Here is a 15,449-nt window from a genome sequence, read left to right as displayed (position 1 = left end):
ACGTTTTCCCGACTCCGGTGGAGCCGGTTTCCCGACCGAGGGTCGGATGTGCTGCTTCGGTGCTCAGCCTTCGAGCGACTGGCGAGCGCCATCGAGGCGGCTCGACACCGTGCCGTCGATGATCTCGTCACCGATCTGCACCCGGACACCGCCGACGACCTCGGGGTCGATGTCGATGTTCAGGTGGACCTGGCGGCCGTACAGCCGGCCGAGAGCACCCGACAGGCGCTCCTTCTGGCCGTCCGACAGCGGGGCCGCGGTGGTGACCTGGGCCACCACACGGTCGCGCCGGGCGGCGGCGAGCTTGGAGTAGGACTCCAGCCCCTGCTCCAGGCTACGGCCACGCGGGTTGTTGACCAGGGTGGTGACCAGCCGCACGGTGCCCGCGTTGGCGCGGCCGCCGAGCAGCTTCTTGATCAGGGCCGCCTTGGCGACGGCACCGGCCTTGGGCTCGGTCAGCGCGGCGCGCAGCTCGTGCGAGCCGCTCACCACCCGGCCGAACCGGAAGAGCTCGTCCTCGACGTCGTCCAGAGCACCGGCCTTGTCGGCGGCGATGACCTCGGCGTACGCGGCCAGCTGCTCCGTGGCGTCGACCAGGTCGCGGGCGCCCGACCAGCGGGACCGGACCAGGCCGGACAGCAGGTCGGCCGTCTCGCCGGACACCTGGCCGTTCAGCAGCGAGGAGACCAGCTGCGCCTTGTCCTGGCCCGACCGGGACGGGTCGGTCAGGACACGGCGGAGCGACACCTCACGGTCCAGCAGGGTCGTGACGGCGGTGAGCTCCTCGGCGAGCTTGGCCGCGTCCACCGAGGTGGAGTCGGTCAGGCTCTCCAGGTTCTGCCGCCCGGCGGCCAGAGCCTCACGGCTGGCGCCGATCACTTGGCCGCACCCTGAGCAACGGCGGCCTTGGCCTCCAGCTCGGCCAGGAAGCGGTCGACGACACCGCTCTGCCGCGTGTGGTCCTCAAGGGACTCACCCACGATGCGGGACGCCAGCTGGGTGGCCAGCGAGCCCACGTCCTGGCGCAGGGCGGCGGTCGCCTGCTTCTTGTCGGCCTCGATCTGGGCGTGGCCGGCGGCGACGATGGCCTCGCGCTGGCGCTGGCCCTCCTCGCGCATCTCGGCGAGCTGGGCGGCACCCTGCTCGCGAGCCTGCTCGATGATGCGAGCAGCCTCGTGACGCGCCTCGGCGAGCTCGGCACGGTACTGCTCAAGCGTGGCCTGGGCCTCGGCCTGAGCGGCCTCGGCGCGCTCCATGCCGCCCTCGATCGCGTCCCGGCGCTCCGACAGCACCTTCTCGATGCTGGGGAGGAGCTTCTTGCCGAGGATCCCGAAGACGATGAAGAAGCAGAGCAGGCCGATGATGATCTCGGGCCATGCGGGCAGAAGGGGGTTCATGATCTCCCCCTCCTCCGCGAGGTGAGCCGCGATGCTCATATCTGGACCTTCCTCGAAGGGTCTACGCCGGGATTACTTGGGGCCCTGGCCGAAGACGAACGGCATGACGATGCCGATGAGGGCGAGCGCCTCAGTCAGCGCGAAGCCGATGAACATGTTGGCGCGGATCAGGCCCGCGGCCTCGGGCTGACGGGCCATGGCCTGGACACCGTTACCGAAGATGAGACCGACACCGATGCCGGGGCCGATCGCGGCGAGGCCGTAGCCGATGGAAGCGACGGAACCGTAGACGCCGACCTCAGCGAGCATGCTCATTGCAATGTGTCCTTTGCGGGGATGGTGAACCGGTGGTGATTGGCCACCGGGCGTTCCGGGGGTGGTTCAGGAGGGCCGAGGCGGCCCCTGGCTCAGTGCGCCTCTTCCAGGGCACCGGCGATGTAGCTGCTGGCCAGCATCACGAAGATGTAGGCCTGCAGGAACTGGACCAGCAGCTCGAAGGCGGTCAGGCCGACGGCGACGATGAACGAGGCCGAGCCGTACAGCGCGCCCAGGGTCGGGCTGAGCAGGTACCAGGAAGCGATGGAGAACATCACGATCAGCAGGTGGCCGGCGAACATGTTCGCGAAGGCTCGGACCGCGAGCGTGAAGGGGCGCACGAAGATGTTCGAGAAGAACTCGATCGGCACCAGGATGAACATGACCCAGCCGGGGATGCCCGAGGGCCAGCAGAGGTTCTTCAGACCGCCGACGAACCCGTGCTGCTTGAAGGTCAGCGTCATGTAGGTGATCCACACGATCGCGGCCAGGCCGGCCGGGAACGCGATCGCCGCCGTCACCGGGAACTGGGCGAAGGGGATGACCGACATGATGTTCAGCAGCCACACGAAGAAGAACATCGAGACCAGCATCGGGACGTACTTCTCGCCCTTTTTGCCGATCGTCTCCAGCACGATGGAGCGCTTGACGAAGTCGTAGCCGATCTCACCGACCAGCTGCAGCTTGCCCGGGACCAGCTTCGGCTTGGCGAAAGCGGCCCAGAAGAACACGACGACCAGTGCGGCCACGATGATCGAGAGCAGCATCGGCTTGTTGAACTCGAAGCTGCCGATCGAGAAAATCGGCTCGAACTGGAACTCGTTCAGACCCGGGGCCGGGAAGCCGCAGCCAGCGTCCCCGAAGTGGCAACTGCCTGAGGCGAGGGACGTGAGTTCAGCACTCACCACGGACTCCTTCGTCGTGACGCATGGTTACGGCAACCTCGGTGTGTCGGCGTGGCCTGCGACCACGGAGCGGCACTGGAACTTGATGGATTTCTCGCCGACCCCGCGCGCCAGTGCGCTGCACCGAAGCGGGATCATCGAAGACTGCGCGGATCCGGGGGGCGATCGGTCCGCCGTGCGGACAGACCAGGCCTCTTCCCGTACTCCGTTGTTGCGACGGACGATAGCAGCCCGTCAGCGCGGCATAAACACCGCCCCCCTCGTTGGGGGGACAGTGGGGCGTCCTCACTGTTGACGCCCCTTGTCGGACGGCTTGTCGGCCTTCTTTTCAGAGGCTTCGGGGTCGACGTAGAAGGTCTTGGCCTTCAGTGCGCCGCGCACCTGGAACCCGGTCCAGATCAGCGCGCAGCCCAGCAGCGTGAAGGCGAAGGCCTGCCGGCTGAAGAGATCGGTGTCCTTGAAGACCGCCAGCACGATGCCGACCAGCAGGATCTGGGTGGTGTACACCAGAAGCGCGGCGGCCATCATGATCTGGGGGTTCGACCTGGTCAGCCGGTCGAGGGCGACCTGTCCGGAGGTGAAGAAGGCCATCACCAGCAGGGCGCCGAAGAGCGCTCCGAGCAGGCCCTTGCCCCCGGCGACGGCGAAGGAGATCGCCATCGCGATGACTCCGGCGGCCGCAGTGGGGATCGCGGCGCCTCGGAGGATCCGGGCGTCGTTGGACGGCATGTCGGCAACTCCGGCGGCATGTCGATGTGGCGGGGGGACGGGCAGAGAAAAGCGGTGGGTGACACCGGACCGGGACCGCCGCGGGCCGGCCGCTCGGCGGCGAGCCCGTCGAGGGAGGCCCGCCAGGGACGGAAGTCATCCACCTGTCAGGTCTTTCGGCGTGTTCTCGGTACTCGTGAACGGTATCACAAACTATTTGATGAGAGCTTTACCATGAATGTGTGGTACCTGTCACACCGGCGGCTCAACAGTGCCGCCGTACGGGTGACGGGGATTGACGGTTCATCACCTCCGTCACCGGTTCCGGCCATCGCCGTGGCCACGCCCGGTGGCCGCCGACGAGCCCTTCGGCACCCCGCCGAGCAGCCGCTTGTCCTCCGCCGACAGTTCGGCCATCGGTTCGGAGGCCGCGCTCCCGGCCGATTCGGCGGTGAGCTCCTCACCCTCCGTGACCGGAGCAACGGCGGTCCGGGCCACCGGGCGGCGGCGGTAGCGCGGCGGCACGAAGGCCTGCACCGCGCGCGGGGCCCGCGGCCGGAACTGCGGCGTGAGCAGCACCACCAGGCCGACCAGGCAGAGCCCGGCCAGTGTGAGGACGACGGTACGGCCGGTGTTGGTGACCGAGAAGGCGACGGTCCCGAAGGCGATCAGCGCGGCCCAGAAGTACATGATCAGTACGGCACGGCTGTGCGAGTGGCCGACCTGGAGCAGTCGGTGGTGCAGGTGCCGCTTGTCGGCGGCGAACGGGGACTGGCCCGCCCAGGTGCGGCGGACCACCGCGAGCAGCAGGTCCGCCAGCGGCAGCGCGATGACCGTCAGCGGCAGCAGCAGCGGGATGTAGATCGGCACCAGGGCGTGCACGGTGGCGGTCTGCGAACCCAGCTCGCTGGTGATGAGGTCGGGGTCGACCCGGCCGGTGATGGAGATCGCGGCGACGGCCAGCATCAGGCCGAGCATCATCGACCCGGAGTCGCCCATGAAGATCCGGGCCGGGTGCATGTTGTGCGCCAGGAAGCCCAGGCACATGCCGATCAGCAGCACGCTGAACAGCACGGCGGGGGCGGCGTCGGTGATCGTGTAGCCGTACCAGAGCCGGTAGGAGTACAGGAAGAAGGCCATCGCGGCGATGCAGACCATGCCGCCGGCCAGGCCGTCCAGGCCGTCGATGAAGTTCACCGCGTTGACCATGACGACGACCATGACCACCGAGATGACCATGCCCTGGGTGGGGCTGACCGCGACCGGTCCGACGCCCGGCACCGGCAGGGTGATCACCGTGACGCCCTGCCAGACCATCACACCGGCGGCGATCATCTGGCCGCCGAGCTTCACCAGGGCGTCCACGCCCCACTTGTCGTCCAGCACGCCGAGCAGCCACATGATGCCGGCGCCGGAGAGCAGCGCCCGGATGTCGGTGCCCTGGGAGAACACCTTGCTCAGGTTGTCCAGCTGGGAGGCGACCAGGATGCCCGCGCAGAGGCCGCCGAACATGGCGATGCCGCCGAGCCGCGGCGTGGGCTCGCGGTGCACGTCACGGGCGCGGAGCGGGGGCATCGCCCCCGCCGCGATGGCGAACTTCCGGACCGGGCCGGTCAGCAGGTAGGTGACGGCCGCGGTGCAGAACAGCACCAGCAGATACTCACGCACCACTGGCCTCCTGCAGCACTGTCCGACGGGTGGGTACCGAAGGTACTCCCGTGCCTGTCCGGGGTTCGAGGTGCGTCGCCACGGCACACACCTTATTGACTCCGACGCCGGGGGCGCGCATCGCGGTTCGCCCCGCCGGGTAGGAGATTCGGATAACCGTTCAACGGCGCCCGGCGAACGCCCGCGCCAGTTCCCGGACCCGCTCCGCGACCCGGACGTCCGTCCCGCCGGCGAGCAGCCGTCCGATCAGCCCGGCGATCTCCGCCAGCTCCGGCTCGCCCATGCCCTGCGAGGTCACCGTGCCGGTGCCGAGCCGGATTCCGGAGGCCTCCGACGGCGGCGCCTCGTCGTAGGGCAGCGCGCACTTGCCGAGCAGCAGTCCGGCGGCCGCGCAGCGGCGCTCCGCCTCGGCGCCGGTGACCCCGAGGGCGCCGACGTCGGCGGTCACCAGGTGGGTGTCGGTCCCGCCGGTCAGCGGGCGCGCCCCGGCCTGCGCGAGCCCCTCCGCGAGCACCCGCGCGCCGGCCACCGCGCGCTGCGCGTAGCCGCGGTAGGCGGGCGTCGCGGCCTCGGCCAGCGCGACGGCCTTGCCGGCCACCTCGTTCATCGCGGCGCCGCCCTGGCTGAACGGGAAGACCGCCCGGTCGACCCGCTCCGCCAGCTCCGCGGTGCACAGCAGCAGGCCCCCGCGCGGGCCGCGCAGCAGCTTGTGGGTGGCCGCCACGGTGACGTCCGCGTACGGCACCGGGGACGGCGCCACCCCGGCCGCGATCAGGCCGGTGGTCTGCGCGGCGGCGGCCACCAGGTAGGCGTCCGTCTCGTCGGCGATCTCCCGGAAGGCGGCCCAGTCCGGGTGACGCGGGTAGGAGATGGAACCGGCCACGATCGCCTTCGGGCGGTACCGCAGGGCCAGCTCGCGCACCTGGTCGAGGTCGATCAGCCCGTCCTCGCGGCGCACGCCGTAGCCGACGAAGTCGAACCAGCGGCCGGAGAAGTTGGCCCGCGAGCCGCAGCTGAGGTGGCCGCCGTGCTCCAGCGACATCGCGAGCACCACGTCCCCGGGGCGCAGCAGCGCGGCGTAGGCGGCCAGCATCGCCGAGGTGCCGGAGCGCGGCTGCACATTGGCGTGCGGGGCGGCGAACAGGGCCCGGGCCCGGTCGACCGCCAGCAGCTCGGCGGCGTCGGCGAGCGCGCACCCGGTGTGGTGGCGGCGGCCGGGGTAGCCCTCGGCGTACTTGTCGATCAGCGGGCCGGTGAGGGCCGCCAGCACGGCCGGGCTGGTGAGGTTCTCCCCCGCCAGCAGCTGGACCGTCTCGGCCCGCCGCTCGGCCTCGGCGGCCAGCAGGTCGGCCAGCTGCGGATCGGCCCGGTACAGGGCCGCGGAGCGCGCTTCGGAGGTGTCGACGGGGCCGGTCGCGGCATCGGTGACGGTCATGGCGGGGCTCCCGGGCGCGTCGGGTCGGATTTCTCCAGCGTAGGACCGCCCCCGCGCCCCGGCACGGCGGCGCGTGCCAGTACGCCCGGGTGGGCGCGCCGTTGCCGAAAGGGAGAAGCGAGGGAGCGACGCAGGAGCGAGGGAGCGCCGACCGTCGGCGACGGGTCAGGAGCGCCTACCCGGGCCGGGTCAGCAGCGCCCGGGTGGGCGCGGGGCTCAGTGCCCGGGCATGCCGGTGAGGGCGGTGACGACCGGGTCGACGGCGTGGAATATCTCCTCGCCGCAGTTGCGGAACATGCCGATCGGCGCGCCGTAGGGGTCGTGCAGTTCGTCCGCCTCGGGGTCGGCGGCCAGCAGCCAGCCGCGCAGCGCGGCGGCGGCGCGGACCAGCGCGCGGGCGCGCTCGGTGACGTCCGCGCCGCGCCGGGGGTCGGGCAGGGTGCCCGGGTCGATCGTGCGGACCAGCCGGGTGAACTCCTTCAGCGTGAAGGTGCGCAGCCCCGCCTCGTGGCCCATCGAGATGACCTGGGCCCGGTGGTCCAGGGTCGCGGTGAGCACCAGGTCGGCCTCGACCACGTGCTCGTCCAGCAGTTCGCGGCCGGTGAAGCCGCCGCTGTCGGCGCCGTACTCGTCCAGCACCGTGGCGGCGTGCTCCTCCATCGGCGCGCCCACATGGCCCCAGGTGCCGGCCGACTCCACCAGGATGCGCCCGGCCACCCGGGGGTTGAGCCGGGTGTCCAGCTCACGCCGGGTGAGCCGCTCGGCGATCGGCGAGCGGCAGATGTTGCCGGTGCAGACGTACAGGATCCGGAAGTGGTCCAGCGGCCTGGGGCCCACGCTCAGGTACGGCGATATGCCGGGCCCGGCATGGAGGGAGGCGGCCGTCAACTGCCGGCCTCCAGGTCGGGGACGACCTCCCTCAGCTGCTCGGCGGAGATCGCGCCGGCCCGCAGCAGCACCGGCACCTTGCCCGTGACGTCGACGATCGACGAGGCCTGGGCGTGGTCGGCGACGCCGCCGTCCAGGTAGACCGAGATGGCGTCGCCGAGCTGCTGCTGGGCCTCGTCGCAGGTGGCCGGGGACGGGCCGCCGGTGCGGTTGGCACTGGAGACGGCCATCGGCCCGGTGGTGTTCAGCAGCTCGATGGCGACCGGGTGCAGCGGCATCCGGACGGCGACGGTGCCCCGGGTGTCGCCGAGGTCCCAGCGCAGCGAGGGCTGGTGCTTGGCGACCAGGGTGAGCCCGCCCGGCCAGAAGGCGTCGACGAGCTCCCAGGCCTGCTCGGAGAAGTCGGTGACCAGGCCGTGCAGGGTGGTCGGCGAGCCGACCAGGACCGGCGAGGGCATGTTGCGGCCGCGGCCCTTGGCGGCGAGCAGGGCGCCCACGGCCTCCGGCGAGAAGGCGTCCGCGCCGACCCCGTACAGGGTGTCGGTGGGCAGCACGACGAGTTCGCCCCGGCGGATGGCCGAGGCGGCCTCGCGCAGACCGGTGGCGCGGTCTCCGGCGTCGGCACAGTCGTAGCGGCGGCTCATCGGTGCGGTCCCCTTCCGGACGGGCTCATGGCGTGGTTCACAGCGACGCCTTGCGCGCCGTGGTGAAGCGGGGGCGGTTGTTCAGGTCGCGGTGGTCGGCGGCGTCGGTCCAGCCGCCTTCCTCGTTGAAGATCCACGGGACCTGCCCGCCCTGGGTGTCGGCGTGCTCGATCACCACGGCGCCGCCCGGGCGCAGCAGGCGGGCGGCGACCCGCTCGATGCCGCGGATGGTGTCGAGGCCGTCCTCACCGGAGAACAGCGACATCTGCGGGTCGTGGTCGCGGGCCTCGGGCGCGACGTACTCCCACTCGGTGAGCGGGATGTACGGCGGGTTGGAGATGACCAGGTCGAAGCGGCCGTCCCAGGCGCGGTCGTCCTCGAAGGCCCGGGTGGCGTCGCCCTCGTGCAGGGTGACCCGGGCGCGGTCGGGCGAGGCCTCGATGTTGCGCCGGGTGTACGGCAGCGCGCCCTCGTCGAGCTCGAAGGCGTGCACGGTGGAGCGCGGCAGCTCCTGGGCGAGGGCGAGCGCGATGGCGCCGGAGCCGGAGCACAGGTCGACCACCAGCGGCTCCGCGACGTCCATCTCGCGGACCGCGTCTATGGCCCACTCGACGACCGTCTCGGTCTCCGGACGGGGCACGAAGACGCCCGGCCCGACCGCCAGTTCGAGGTAGCGGAAGAAGGCCCGGCCGGTGATGTGCTGGAGCGGCTCGCGGGCCTCGCGGCGGGCGACGGCCTCCCAGTACCGGGCGTCGAAGTCACCGTCCTGGACGGTGTGCAGCTGGCTGCGCTTGACGTTGTGGACGTGGGCGGCGAGCTCCTCCGCGTCGAAGCGCGGCGACGGCACGCCGGCCGCGGCCAACCGCTGGGTGGCCTGGGCCACCTCCGCGAGTAGCAGGTTCATCCGTACGACCTCTTGCTTCCGCTCTCCGGCCTCGACGTCGGTCTCGCTGCCGCCGGTGTCAGTTCTGTTGGGCCGCGGCGAGCTTGGCCGCGGCGTCCGCGTCGACGCAGGACTGGATGACCGCGGTCAGCTCGCCGTCCAGCACCTGGTCCAGGTTGTACGACTTGAAGCCCGTGCGGTGGTCCGAGATCCGGTTCTCCGGGTAGTTGTACGTCCGGATCCGCTCGGAACGGTCCACCGTGCGGACCTGGCTGCGGCGCGCGTCCGAGGCCTCCCGCTCGGCCTCCTCCTGCGCGGCGGCCAGCAGCCGCGAACGCAGGATGCGCATCGCCTGCTCCTTGTTCTGCAGCTGGCTCTTCTCGTTCTGGCAGGACGCCACGATACCGGTCGGCAGGTGGGTGATCCGGACCGCGGAGTCGGTGGTGTTGACCGACTGGCCGCCGGGGCCGGAGGAGCGGTACACGTCGATCCGCAGGTCGTTGGCGAGGATCTCGACCTCGACCTCCTCGGCCTCGGGGGTGACCAGCACGCCCGCCGCGGAGGTGTGGATGCGGCCCTGCGACTCGGTGGCCGGGACGCGCTGCACCCGGTGCACGCCGCCCTCGTACTTCAGCCGGGCCCAGACGCCCTGGCCGGGCTCGGCGTTGCCCTTGGTCTTCACGGCGACCGAGACGTCCTTGTAGCCGCCGAGGTCGGACTCGTTGGAGTCGATGATCTCGGTCTTCCAGCCGGTCCGCTCGGCGAAGCGCAGGTACATCCGGAGCAGGTCGCCGGCGAACAGCGCGGACTCCTCGCCGCCCTCGCCCGCCTTGATCTCCAGGATGACGTCCTTGTCGTCGCTCGGGTCGCGCGGGACGAGCAGCAGCCGCAGCTCCTCGGTCAGCTCCTCGCGGCGCGCCTCGCCGTCCTTCACCTCGGAGAGGAACTCCGGGTCCTCGGCGGCGAGTTCGCGGGCGGCGTCGATGTCGTCGCCGGCCTGCTTCCACTGCCGGTAGACCCGGGTGATCGGGGTGAGCTCGGCGTACCGCTTGGCCAGCTTGCGGGCGTTGGCCTGGTCGGCGTGGACGGACGGGTCGGCCAGCCTCGTCTCGAGGTCGGCGTGCTCGACGAGGAGCTCTTCGACTGCCTCGAACATGGGGTGGCCTTCTTCCCGGGGATCGTCGTGCGGGGTGGGTTCGCGGAGGTGCGGGGGGACGCGAACGGCGCCGGTCCCCAGCGCCCCCGGAAACGAGTTCGGGGGCACCGGAAACCGGCGCCGAGGGAGCGCTAGGCCTTCGCGCTGTGCTGCTTGCCGAAGCGGGCCTCGAAGCGGGCCACGCGGCCACCGGTGTCGAGGATCTTCTGCTTGCCGGTGTAGAACGGGTGGCACTGCGAGCAGACCTCGGCGCGGATCTCGCCACTGGTCTCGGTCGAGCGGGTGGTGAACTCGGCACCGCAGGTGCAGGTCACGCGGGTGACCACGTACTCGGGGTGAACGTTGGGCTTCAAGGGGTTCTCCTAGTGTTCGGGAGGGCACCGGGTCGGCGGCTGGAATGCCGCTCGTGAACCGGGACCGACGGTCCAGTCTGCCAGGACCGGCCGCCTCTTCCCAAACCGGGGGGCGCCACCGGATATTCCGGGCCCCTCCCCGGCCCCTTCCGGACCCCTCGCGAGCCGCGCGCGGAGCCCTCAGGGGCGCTTGGCGGGCGCCTTCGCCGGGGCCGTGGCGGGCGCGGTGGGGGTGGCCTGGGCGGGGTTGTCCGGCTGGGCGGCGACCACCTCCGCCGGCACCGGCCGGTCGGCCTTGAGGGCCGCCCAGAGCTGGTCCGCCTGCGGCTGCCGCTGGACCACCCGGTCCGGGTCGCTCGGGGCGGCGACCACCGGCAGGGTGACCATGGCGAGCTGGTCCGGGCCGATGCCCTTGAGCTCCTCCGCCAGTCCGACCAGCGAGTTCACCGAGGCGAGCGCGGAGTCGGTGGTGATCGAGCGGGTCAGGGTGTCGCCGACGGACCAGAGCTTGACCGGGTTGGTCAGCAGTCCGATCCCGCCGGCCTGCTGGAGCAGCGAGCGGACCATCTGCTTCTGGAGTTCGATCCGGCCGAGGTCGCTGCCGTCGCCGACGCCGTGCCGGGTGCGGACGAAGGCGAGCGCCTGCTGCCCGTCCAGGTGGTGCTCGCCGGCCGGGAGGTCCAGGCCGCTGTCCTTGTCGTGGATGGCCACCGTGGTGGTCACGGTGACCCCGCCTATCGCGTCCACCAGCCGGGCGAAGCCGTTGAAGTCCACCTCGACGTAGTGGTCCATCCGCAGCCCGCTGAGCTGTTCCGCGGTCTTGACCGCGCAGGCCGCGCCGCCGGTCTCGTAGGCGCTGTTGAACATCGCGCGCTTGGCGGCGGGCACCGCCCTGCCCTTCGCGTCGGTGCACTCGGGGCGCGGGACGAGGGTGTCGCGCGGGATGGACACCACGTCGGCGCGCGAGTGGTCCTGGTTGACGTGCAGCACCATCGCGGTGTCCGAGCGGGCGGTGCCGCCGGTGTCGCCGCCGGCGAGGCCGGCGTTGCCGCCGGAGCGCGAGTCGGAGCCGAGCACCAGCACGTTGAAGGAGCCGTCGGTGGCGGCCGGCGGGCGGGCGGTGCCGAGCCGGGCGTCGATGTCGACGCTCTTGAGGTTGCCGTCCATCCGCAGGTAGGCGTACCCCGCCGCACCGGCCCCGAGGACGGCGAGCGCGGCGACGGCGCACGCGACCGCGCGCAGGAGCTTGCGACGGCGGCTCGGGACCCTCTTGTGTTCGGCCATACGGTCCACAATAAATCGGACAAGACGACAAAAAGGCCCCAAGCTGTCCCGAGTCTGGAACAAACCGGCCCGGGAACGGCAGCGGGCCCCGGACCGCTCGCGCGGTCCGGGGCCCGGGTGCTACGACGCGTCCCGCGGCGTCAGTCGCCCGACCCGGGGGTCGTCTTGGCGATCTGCATCAGGAACTCGGCGTTGCTCTTGGTCTGCTTCATCTTGTCCAGCAGCAGCTCGATCGCCTGCTGCGAGTCGAGCGCGTGCAGCACCCGGCGCAGCTTCCAGACGATGGCGAGCTCCTCGCCGCCGAGCAGGATCTCCTCCTTGCGGGTGCTGGAGGCGTCCACGTCGACGGCCGGGAAGATGCGCTTGTCCGAGAGCTTCCGGTCGAGCTTGAGCTCCATGTTGCCGGTGCCCTTGAACTCCTCGAAGATCACCTCGTCCATCCGCGAGCCGGTCTCGACCAGCGCGGTGGCCAGGATGGTCAGCGAGCCGCCGTTCTCGATGTTGCGCGCGGCACCGAAGAACTTCTTCGGCGGGTACAGCGCGGTCGAGTCGACACCACCGGACAGGATGCGGCCGGAGGCCGGCGCCGCCAGGTTGTAGGCGCGGCCCAGACGGGTGATCGAGTCCAGCAGGATCACCACGTCGTGGCCCAGCTCCACCAGGCGCTTGGCGCGCTCGATGGCCAGCTCGGCGACGGTGGTGTGGTCCTCCGCCGGGCGGTCGAAGGTCGAGGAGATGACCTCGCCCTTCACCGACCGCTGCATGTCGGTGACCTCTTCCGGACGCTCGTCGACCAGGACGACCATCAGGTGGCACTCGGGGTTGTTGTGGGTGATCGCGTTGGCGACCGCCTGCAGCACCATGGTCTTGCCGGTCTTCGGCGGCGCGACGATCAGACCGCGCTGGCCCTTGCCGATCGGCGACACCAGGTCGATGATCCGGGTGGTCAGCACGCCCGGGTCGGTCTCCAGGCGCAGCCGCTCCTGCGGGTAGAGCGGGGTCAGCTTGTTGAACTCGGGGCGGCCGCGGCCGCTCTCCGGGTCCATGCCGTTGACCGAGTCCAGCCGCACCATGGCGTTGAACTTCTCGCGGCGCTCGCCCTCGCGCGGCTGGCGCACCGCACCGGTGATGGCGTCACCCTTGCGCAGGCCGTTCTTGCGGACCTGGGCGAGCGAGACGTAGACGTCGTTCTGGCCCGGCAGGTAGCCGGAGGTGCGCACGAACGCGTAGTTGTCGAGGATGTCGAGGATGCCCGCGACCGGGATCAGGACGTCGTCCTCGCCGATCTGCGGCTCGGTGCCACCGGTCTCGAAGCCCTCGCGGCGGCCCCGGCCCCGGCGGTCGCGGTAACGGCCGCGGCGGCCGCGGCGGCCGTCGCCGTACTCGTCGTCCTCGAAGCCGCCCTGCTGCTGCGCCTGCGGCTGGGCCTGCTGACCGCCCTGGCGGCCCTGCGGGGCCTCGCCCTGGGCGCCCTGCTGCTGGGGCTGGCGCTCGGTGCGCTCGGTGCGGTCGGCGCGGTCACGGCGGTTGCGGCGGTCGCGGCGCGACTCGCGCCCCTCGCCGTCCTGGCCGGCCTGGGCCTCGGCGGCCTCCTGGCGGCCCTCACGCTCGCCGCCGTCGCGGCGCTCGCGGCGCTCCCGGCGGTCGCGGCGGGTCTCGCGACCCTCCTCGCGGCCCTCGAAGGCGCGGGCGCCCTCGGTACGGGTCTCGGCCGGCTTGGCCTCGGTCGCCACGGCGGCGGGCGCCTCGGCGGCCGTCTCGGCGGTCGGGGCGCCGGCGGCCGAGGTGGCCCGGCGGCGGGTGCGCTCGGTACGGGCGGGCGCGGCGGTCTCGGCGGCGGCCTGGACCGGGATCTCGATCTGGGCCTGCGCCTCGGCGGCGGGGGCCGCGGCGGCCTCGGCGCGGGCGGCGGCGGCCTTGCTGGTCCGGCGGGCCGGCTTCTCGGCCGGCTCGGCGGTCTCGGCCTTCGCGGCGCGCTTGGCGGCCGGAGCGGCGGTGGCGCCGGCGAGCAGCGGGTCGCCGCCGCTCTTCTCCTTGATGGTCTCGATCAGCTGGCTCTTGCGCATGCGTCCGGTACCGGTGATGCCCAGGTCCGCGGCGAGCTTCTGCAGCTCGGCCAGGACCATGCCGTCCAGGCCCGCGGCGGCGGTACGGCGGCGCCGCGCCGGGGCCGCGGGGGCGGCGGCTGCGTCCGACGCGTCGGCGTCCGGGCGCGCGCCCATCAGATCGGTGGTGTCGCTCACTAAGGGTCCTTCCCTGGAGCGGACGTCGGCCTGTCTGGCTCGGCGACCGGTTGTGCTGTCCTGACCAACGCTCGACTGCGTCGGTCCGAGGCGGTGATCCCCCGAATGGCGCTGGGTGCCAGTCGGGAGAGAGCTGCGAGGTGCGGTGCTTGAAGCACGGTGGTGCTGAGTGGCGTGGCGGGACGGTCGTGTCACGACCCTCCCCCGGCCGCCGGCCGGGAGCTGCCCCCACGCTGCCTGCGAATCCCGGGCCCCCGTCGCGTGACGGTGGCCCGCGCTCCGCCCGTCCTGGCCTCGAGGTGGGAGGCCGCGGGTGGGAGTCAGGTGCCGTCACGGCTTCGGGATGCGGCCGCAAGTCGCGCAGGCAGGCTGCGTACGCGCTGCGGTGGGCTCCCGGAGAATCGTCGCCCCGTACATCGCCGGGACTCCGCTGGCGCGGAGTGCTGGGATCGGGACGCGGCGCACCGAGCCCCGGAGGGCACCTGGTGCAGCAATGAGGTTAACACTACCGACCCCCTCAGACATTCCCCAGCCTTGCGCTTGCCAATCGTGTCCGGACGGTCCGGCCCGGACGGGCGTGCTCAGACGTCGAGCGGGAGCACCGCGGCGCCGGTCCGGTCGAGTTCGAGCCGGTGCGCGGTGAACACCGGGCCGCCGGAGCCGTGGTCGCCGGCGAAGCCCAGGACCTTCTGCACGCCGGCCTCGTCGGTGAGCGCGAGCACGGTCGGGCCGGCGCCGGAGATCACCGCGGGCACGCCCTCGGCGCGCAGCGCGGCCACCAGCGCGGCGCTGTCCGGCATCGCGGAGGCCCGGTAGTCCTGGTGGATCCGGTCCTCGGTGGCGGTCAGCAGCAGCTCCGGCCGCCGGGTCAGCGCCTCGACCAGCAGCGCGGACCGGCCGGCGTTGGCGGCGGCGTCGGCCAGCGGGACGGTCCTGGGCAGCAGGCCGCGGGCGGTCTCGGTGAGCACCTCGGTGGCCGGTACGAACACCACCGGGACGACCTCGGCGGACGGCTCCAGGGCGATCGCCCGGGCGGTGTCCTCCTCGGTCCACGCCACGGTGAAGTTGCCGCGCAGGCAGGCCGCCACGTTGTCCGGGTGGCCCTCCAGCTCGGAGGCGAGGGCCAGCAGGGCGTCGTCGTCCAGGGCGGACGGGCCGCCGATGGTGACGGCGCGGGCGGCCACGATGCCGGCGCAGATCGCGGCGGACGAGGAGCCCAGGCCACGGCCGTGCGGTATCCGGTTGGCGCAGACCACTTCGAGGCCGCGCGGCTGGCCGCCGAGGCGGTCGAAGGCCGCGCGCATCGAGCGGACCAGCAGGTGGCGCTCGTCACGGGGGAGCGTGTCGGCGCCCTCGCCGGCGATGTCGACGGAGAGCCCGGAGTCGGCGACCCGGACGACCACGTCGTCGTACAGACCCAGCGCGAGTCCGAAGGCGTCGAAACCCGGGCCGAGGTTGGCACTGGTCGCGGGAACCCGGACCCGGACGGCGGCGGCACGGAACGCAGGACCGGCCATGCGGTGGACTCTCCTGGGGAAATCGGGCGGCGCGAAGCGCGTCGGTGCGAGGG

The 15,449-nt window shown here is 72.2% G+C and carries 15 protein-coding genes; all 15 read right to left on the bottom strand.

What is annotated here, in order from left to right:
• Nucleotides 1–63: 63 nt before the first annotated feature.
• Nucleotides 64–879: a F0F1 ATP synthase subunit delta gene (locus tag ABTX81_RS32205; RefSeq protein ID WP_350553047.1), complete on the bottom strand. Its 816-nt coding sequence runs from the start codon at nt 877–879 to the stop codon at nt 64–66.
• Nucleotides 876–1,436 carry a F0F1 ATP synthase subunit B gene (locus tag ABTX81_RS32200; protein WP_350553045.1) on the bottom strand — a complete coding sequence of 187 codons (561 nt, stop codon included), beginning with the start codon at nt 1,434–1,436 and terminating at the stop codon, nt 876–878. Before ABTX81_RS32200 ends, ABTX81_RS32205 begins: the two co-directional genes overlap by 4 nt.
• A 33-nt stretch (nt 1,437–1,469) precedes the next feature.
• Nucleotides 1,470–1,712, bottom strand: a complete 243-nt coding sequence (gene atpE, locus ABTX81_RS32195; protein WP_350553043.1) for an ATP synthase F0 subunit C — start codon at nt 1,710–1,712, stop codon at nt 1,470–1,472.
• Between the two features lie 92 nt (nt 1,713–1,804).
• Nucleotides 1,805–2,617 carry a F0F1 ATP synthase subunit A gene (atpB, locus tag ABTX81_RS32190; RefSeq protein ID WP_350553041.1) on the bottom strand — a complete coding sequence of 271 codons (813 nt, stop codon included), beginning with the start codon at nt 2,615–2,617 and terminating at the stop codon, nt 1,805–1,807.
• A gap of 285 nt (nt 2,618–2,902) precedes the next feature.
• Nucleotides 2,903–3,346 carry a Cg1360 family ATP-synthase-associated protein gene (locus ABTX81_RS32185; protein ID WP_350553039.1) on the bottom strand — a complete coding sequence of 148 codons (444 nt, stop codon included), beginning with the start codon at nt 3,344–3,346 and terminating at the stop codon, nt 2,903–2,905.
• A gap of 294 nt (nt 3,347–3,640) precedes the next feature.
• Nucleotides 3,641–4,993 carry an MraY family glycosyltransferase gene (locus tag ABTX81_RS32180; RefSeq protein WP_350553037.1) on the bottom strand — a complete coding sequence of 451 codons (1,353 nt, stop codon included), beginning with the start codon at nt 4,991–4,993 and terminating at the stop codon, nt 3,641–3,643.
• A 160-nt stretch (nt 4,994–5,153) separates the two neighbouring features.
• Entirely contained in the window at nt 5,154–6,428 is a 1,275-nt protein-coding gene (glyA, locus tag ABTX81_RS32175; protein WP_350553035.1) for a serine hydroxymethyltransferase, read from the bottom strand.
• A 216-nt stretch (nt 6,429–6,644) separates the two neighbouring features.
• Nucleotides 6,645–7,283 (bottom strand): arsenate reductase/protein-tyrosine-phosphatase family protein, encoded by a 639-nt coding sequence (locus ABTX81_RS32170; protein ID WP_350553114.1) that lies wholly within the window; start codon nt 7,281–7,283, stop codon nt 6,645–6,647.
• 29 nt (nt 7,284–7,312) lie between these two features.
• Nucleotides 7,313–7,960, bottom strand: coding sequence for an L-threonylcarbamoyladenylate synthase (locus tag ABTX81_RS32165; protein ID WP_350553033.1), 648 nt, complete (start codon nt 7,958–7,960; stop codon nt 7,313–7,315).
• A gap of 37 nt (nt 7,961–7,997) precedes the next feature.
• Complete coding sequence (prmC, locus tag ABTX81_RS32160; protein ID WP_350553031.1) at nt 7,998–8,864, bottom strand: peptide chain release factor N(5)-glutamine methyltransferase; 867 nt, start codon at nt 8,862–8,864, stop codon at nt 7,998–8,000.
• 58 nt (nt 8,865–8,922) lie between these two features.
• Nucleotides 8,923–9,999, bottom strand: coding sequence for a peptide chain release factor 1 (gene prfA / locus ABTX81_RS32155; RefSeq protein ID WP_350553029.1), 1,077 nt, complete (start codon nt 9,997–9,999; stop codon nt 8,923–8,925).
• A gap of 131 nt (nt 10,000–10,130) precedes the next feature.
• Nucleotides 10,131–10,352 carry a 50S ribosomal protein L31 gene (gene rpmE / locus ABTX81_RS32150; RefSeq protein WP_030057539.1) on the bottom strand — a complete coding sequence of 74 codons (222 nt, stop codon included), beginning with the start codon at nt 10,350–10,352 and terminating at the stop codon, nt 10,131–10,133.
• A gap of 180 nt (nt 10,353–10,532) precedes the next feature.
• Nucleotides 10,533–11,636 carry an LCP family protein gene (locus ABTX81_RS32145; protein WP_350553027.1) on the bottom strand — a complete coding sequence of 368 codons (1,104 nt, stop codon included), beginning with the start codon at nt 11,634–11,636 and terminating at the stop codon, nt 10,533–10,535.
• A gap of 140 nt (nt 11,637–11,776) precedes the next feature.
• Nucleotides 11,777–13,879, bottom strand: coding sequence for a transcription termination factor Rho (gene rho, locus ABTX81_RS32140; protein ID WP_350553025.1), 2,103 nt, complete (start codon nt 13,877–13,879; stop codon nt 11,777–11,779).
• A gap of 581 nt (nt 13,880–14,460) precedes the next feature.
• Entirely contained in the window at nt 14,461–15,396 is a 936-nt protein-coding gene (thrB, locus tag ABTX81_RS32135) for a homoserine kinase (protein WP_350553023.1), read from the bottom strand.
• Nucleotides 15,397–15,449: the final 53 nt, after the last annotated feature.

Origin of the sequence: Kitasatospora sp. NPDC097605 (genome assembly GCF_040302725.1) — a bacterium.
Lineage (GTDB): Bacteria > Actinomycetota > Actinomycetes > Streptomycetales > Streptomycetaceae > Kitasatospora.
The sequence above is the reverse complement of the archived record's forward strand: the minus strand, read 5'-3'. Positions and strand labels throughout refer to the sequence as shown.

Excerpts from the sequence above, each read along its gene's own strand:
- atpE (WP_350553043.1), bottom strand. The coding sequence starts at position 1,712 with ATGAGCATGCTCGCTGAGGTCGGCGTCTACGGTTCCGTCGCTTCCATC.
- ABTX81_RS32145 (WP_350553027.1), bottom strand. The coding sequence starts at position 11,636 with ATGGCCGAACACAAGAGGGTCCCGAGCCGCCGTCGCAAGCTCCTGCGC.
- prfA (WP_350553029.1), bottom strand. The coding sequence starts at position 9,999 with ATGTTCGAGGCAGTCGAAGAGCTCCTCGTCGAGCACGCCGACCTCGAG.
- glyA (WP_350553035.1), bottom strand. The coding sequence starts at position 6,428 with ATGACCGTCACCGATGCCGCGACCGGCCCCGTCGACACCTCCGAAGCG.
- thrB (WP_350553023.1), bottom strand. The coding sequence starts at position 15,396 with ATGGCCGGTCCTGCGTTCCGTGCCGCCGCCGTCCGGGTCCGGGTTCCC.
- ABTX81_RS32200 (WP_350553045.1), bottom strand. The coding sequence starts at position 1,436 with ATGAGCATCGCGGCTCACCTCGCGGAGGAGGGGGAGATCATGAACCCC.
- prmC (WP_350553031.1), bottom strand. The coding sequence starts at position 8,864 with ATGAACCTGCTACTCGCGGAGGTGGCCCAGGCCACCCAGCGGTTGGCC.
- ABTX81_RS32185 (WP_350553039.1), bottom strand. The coding sequence starts at position 3,346 with ATGCCGTCCAACGACGCCCGGATCCTCCGAGGCGCCGCGATCCCCACT.
- ABTX81_RS32165 (WP_350553033.1), bottom strand. The coding sequence starts at position 7,960 with ATGAGCCGCCGCTACGACTGTGCCGACGCCGGAGACCGCGCCACCGGT.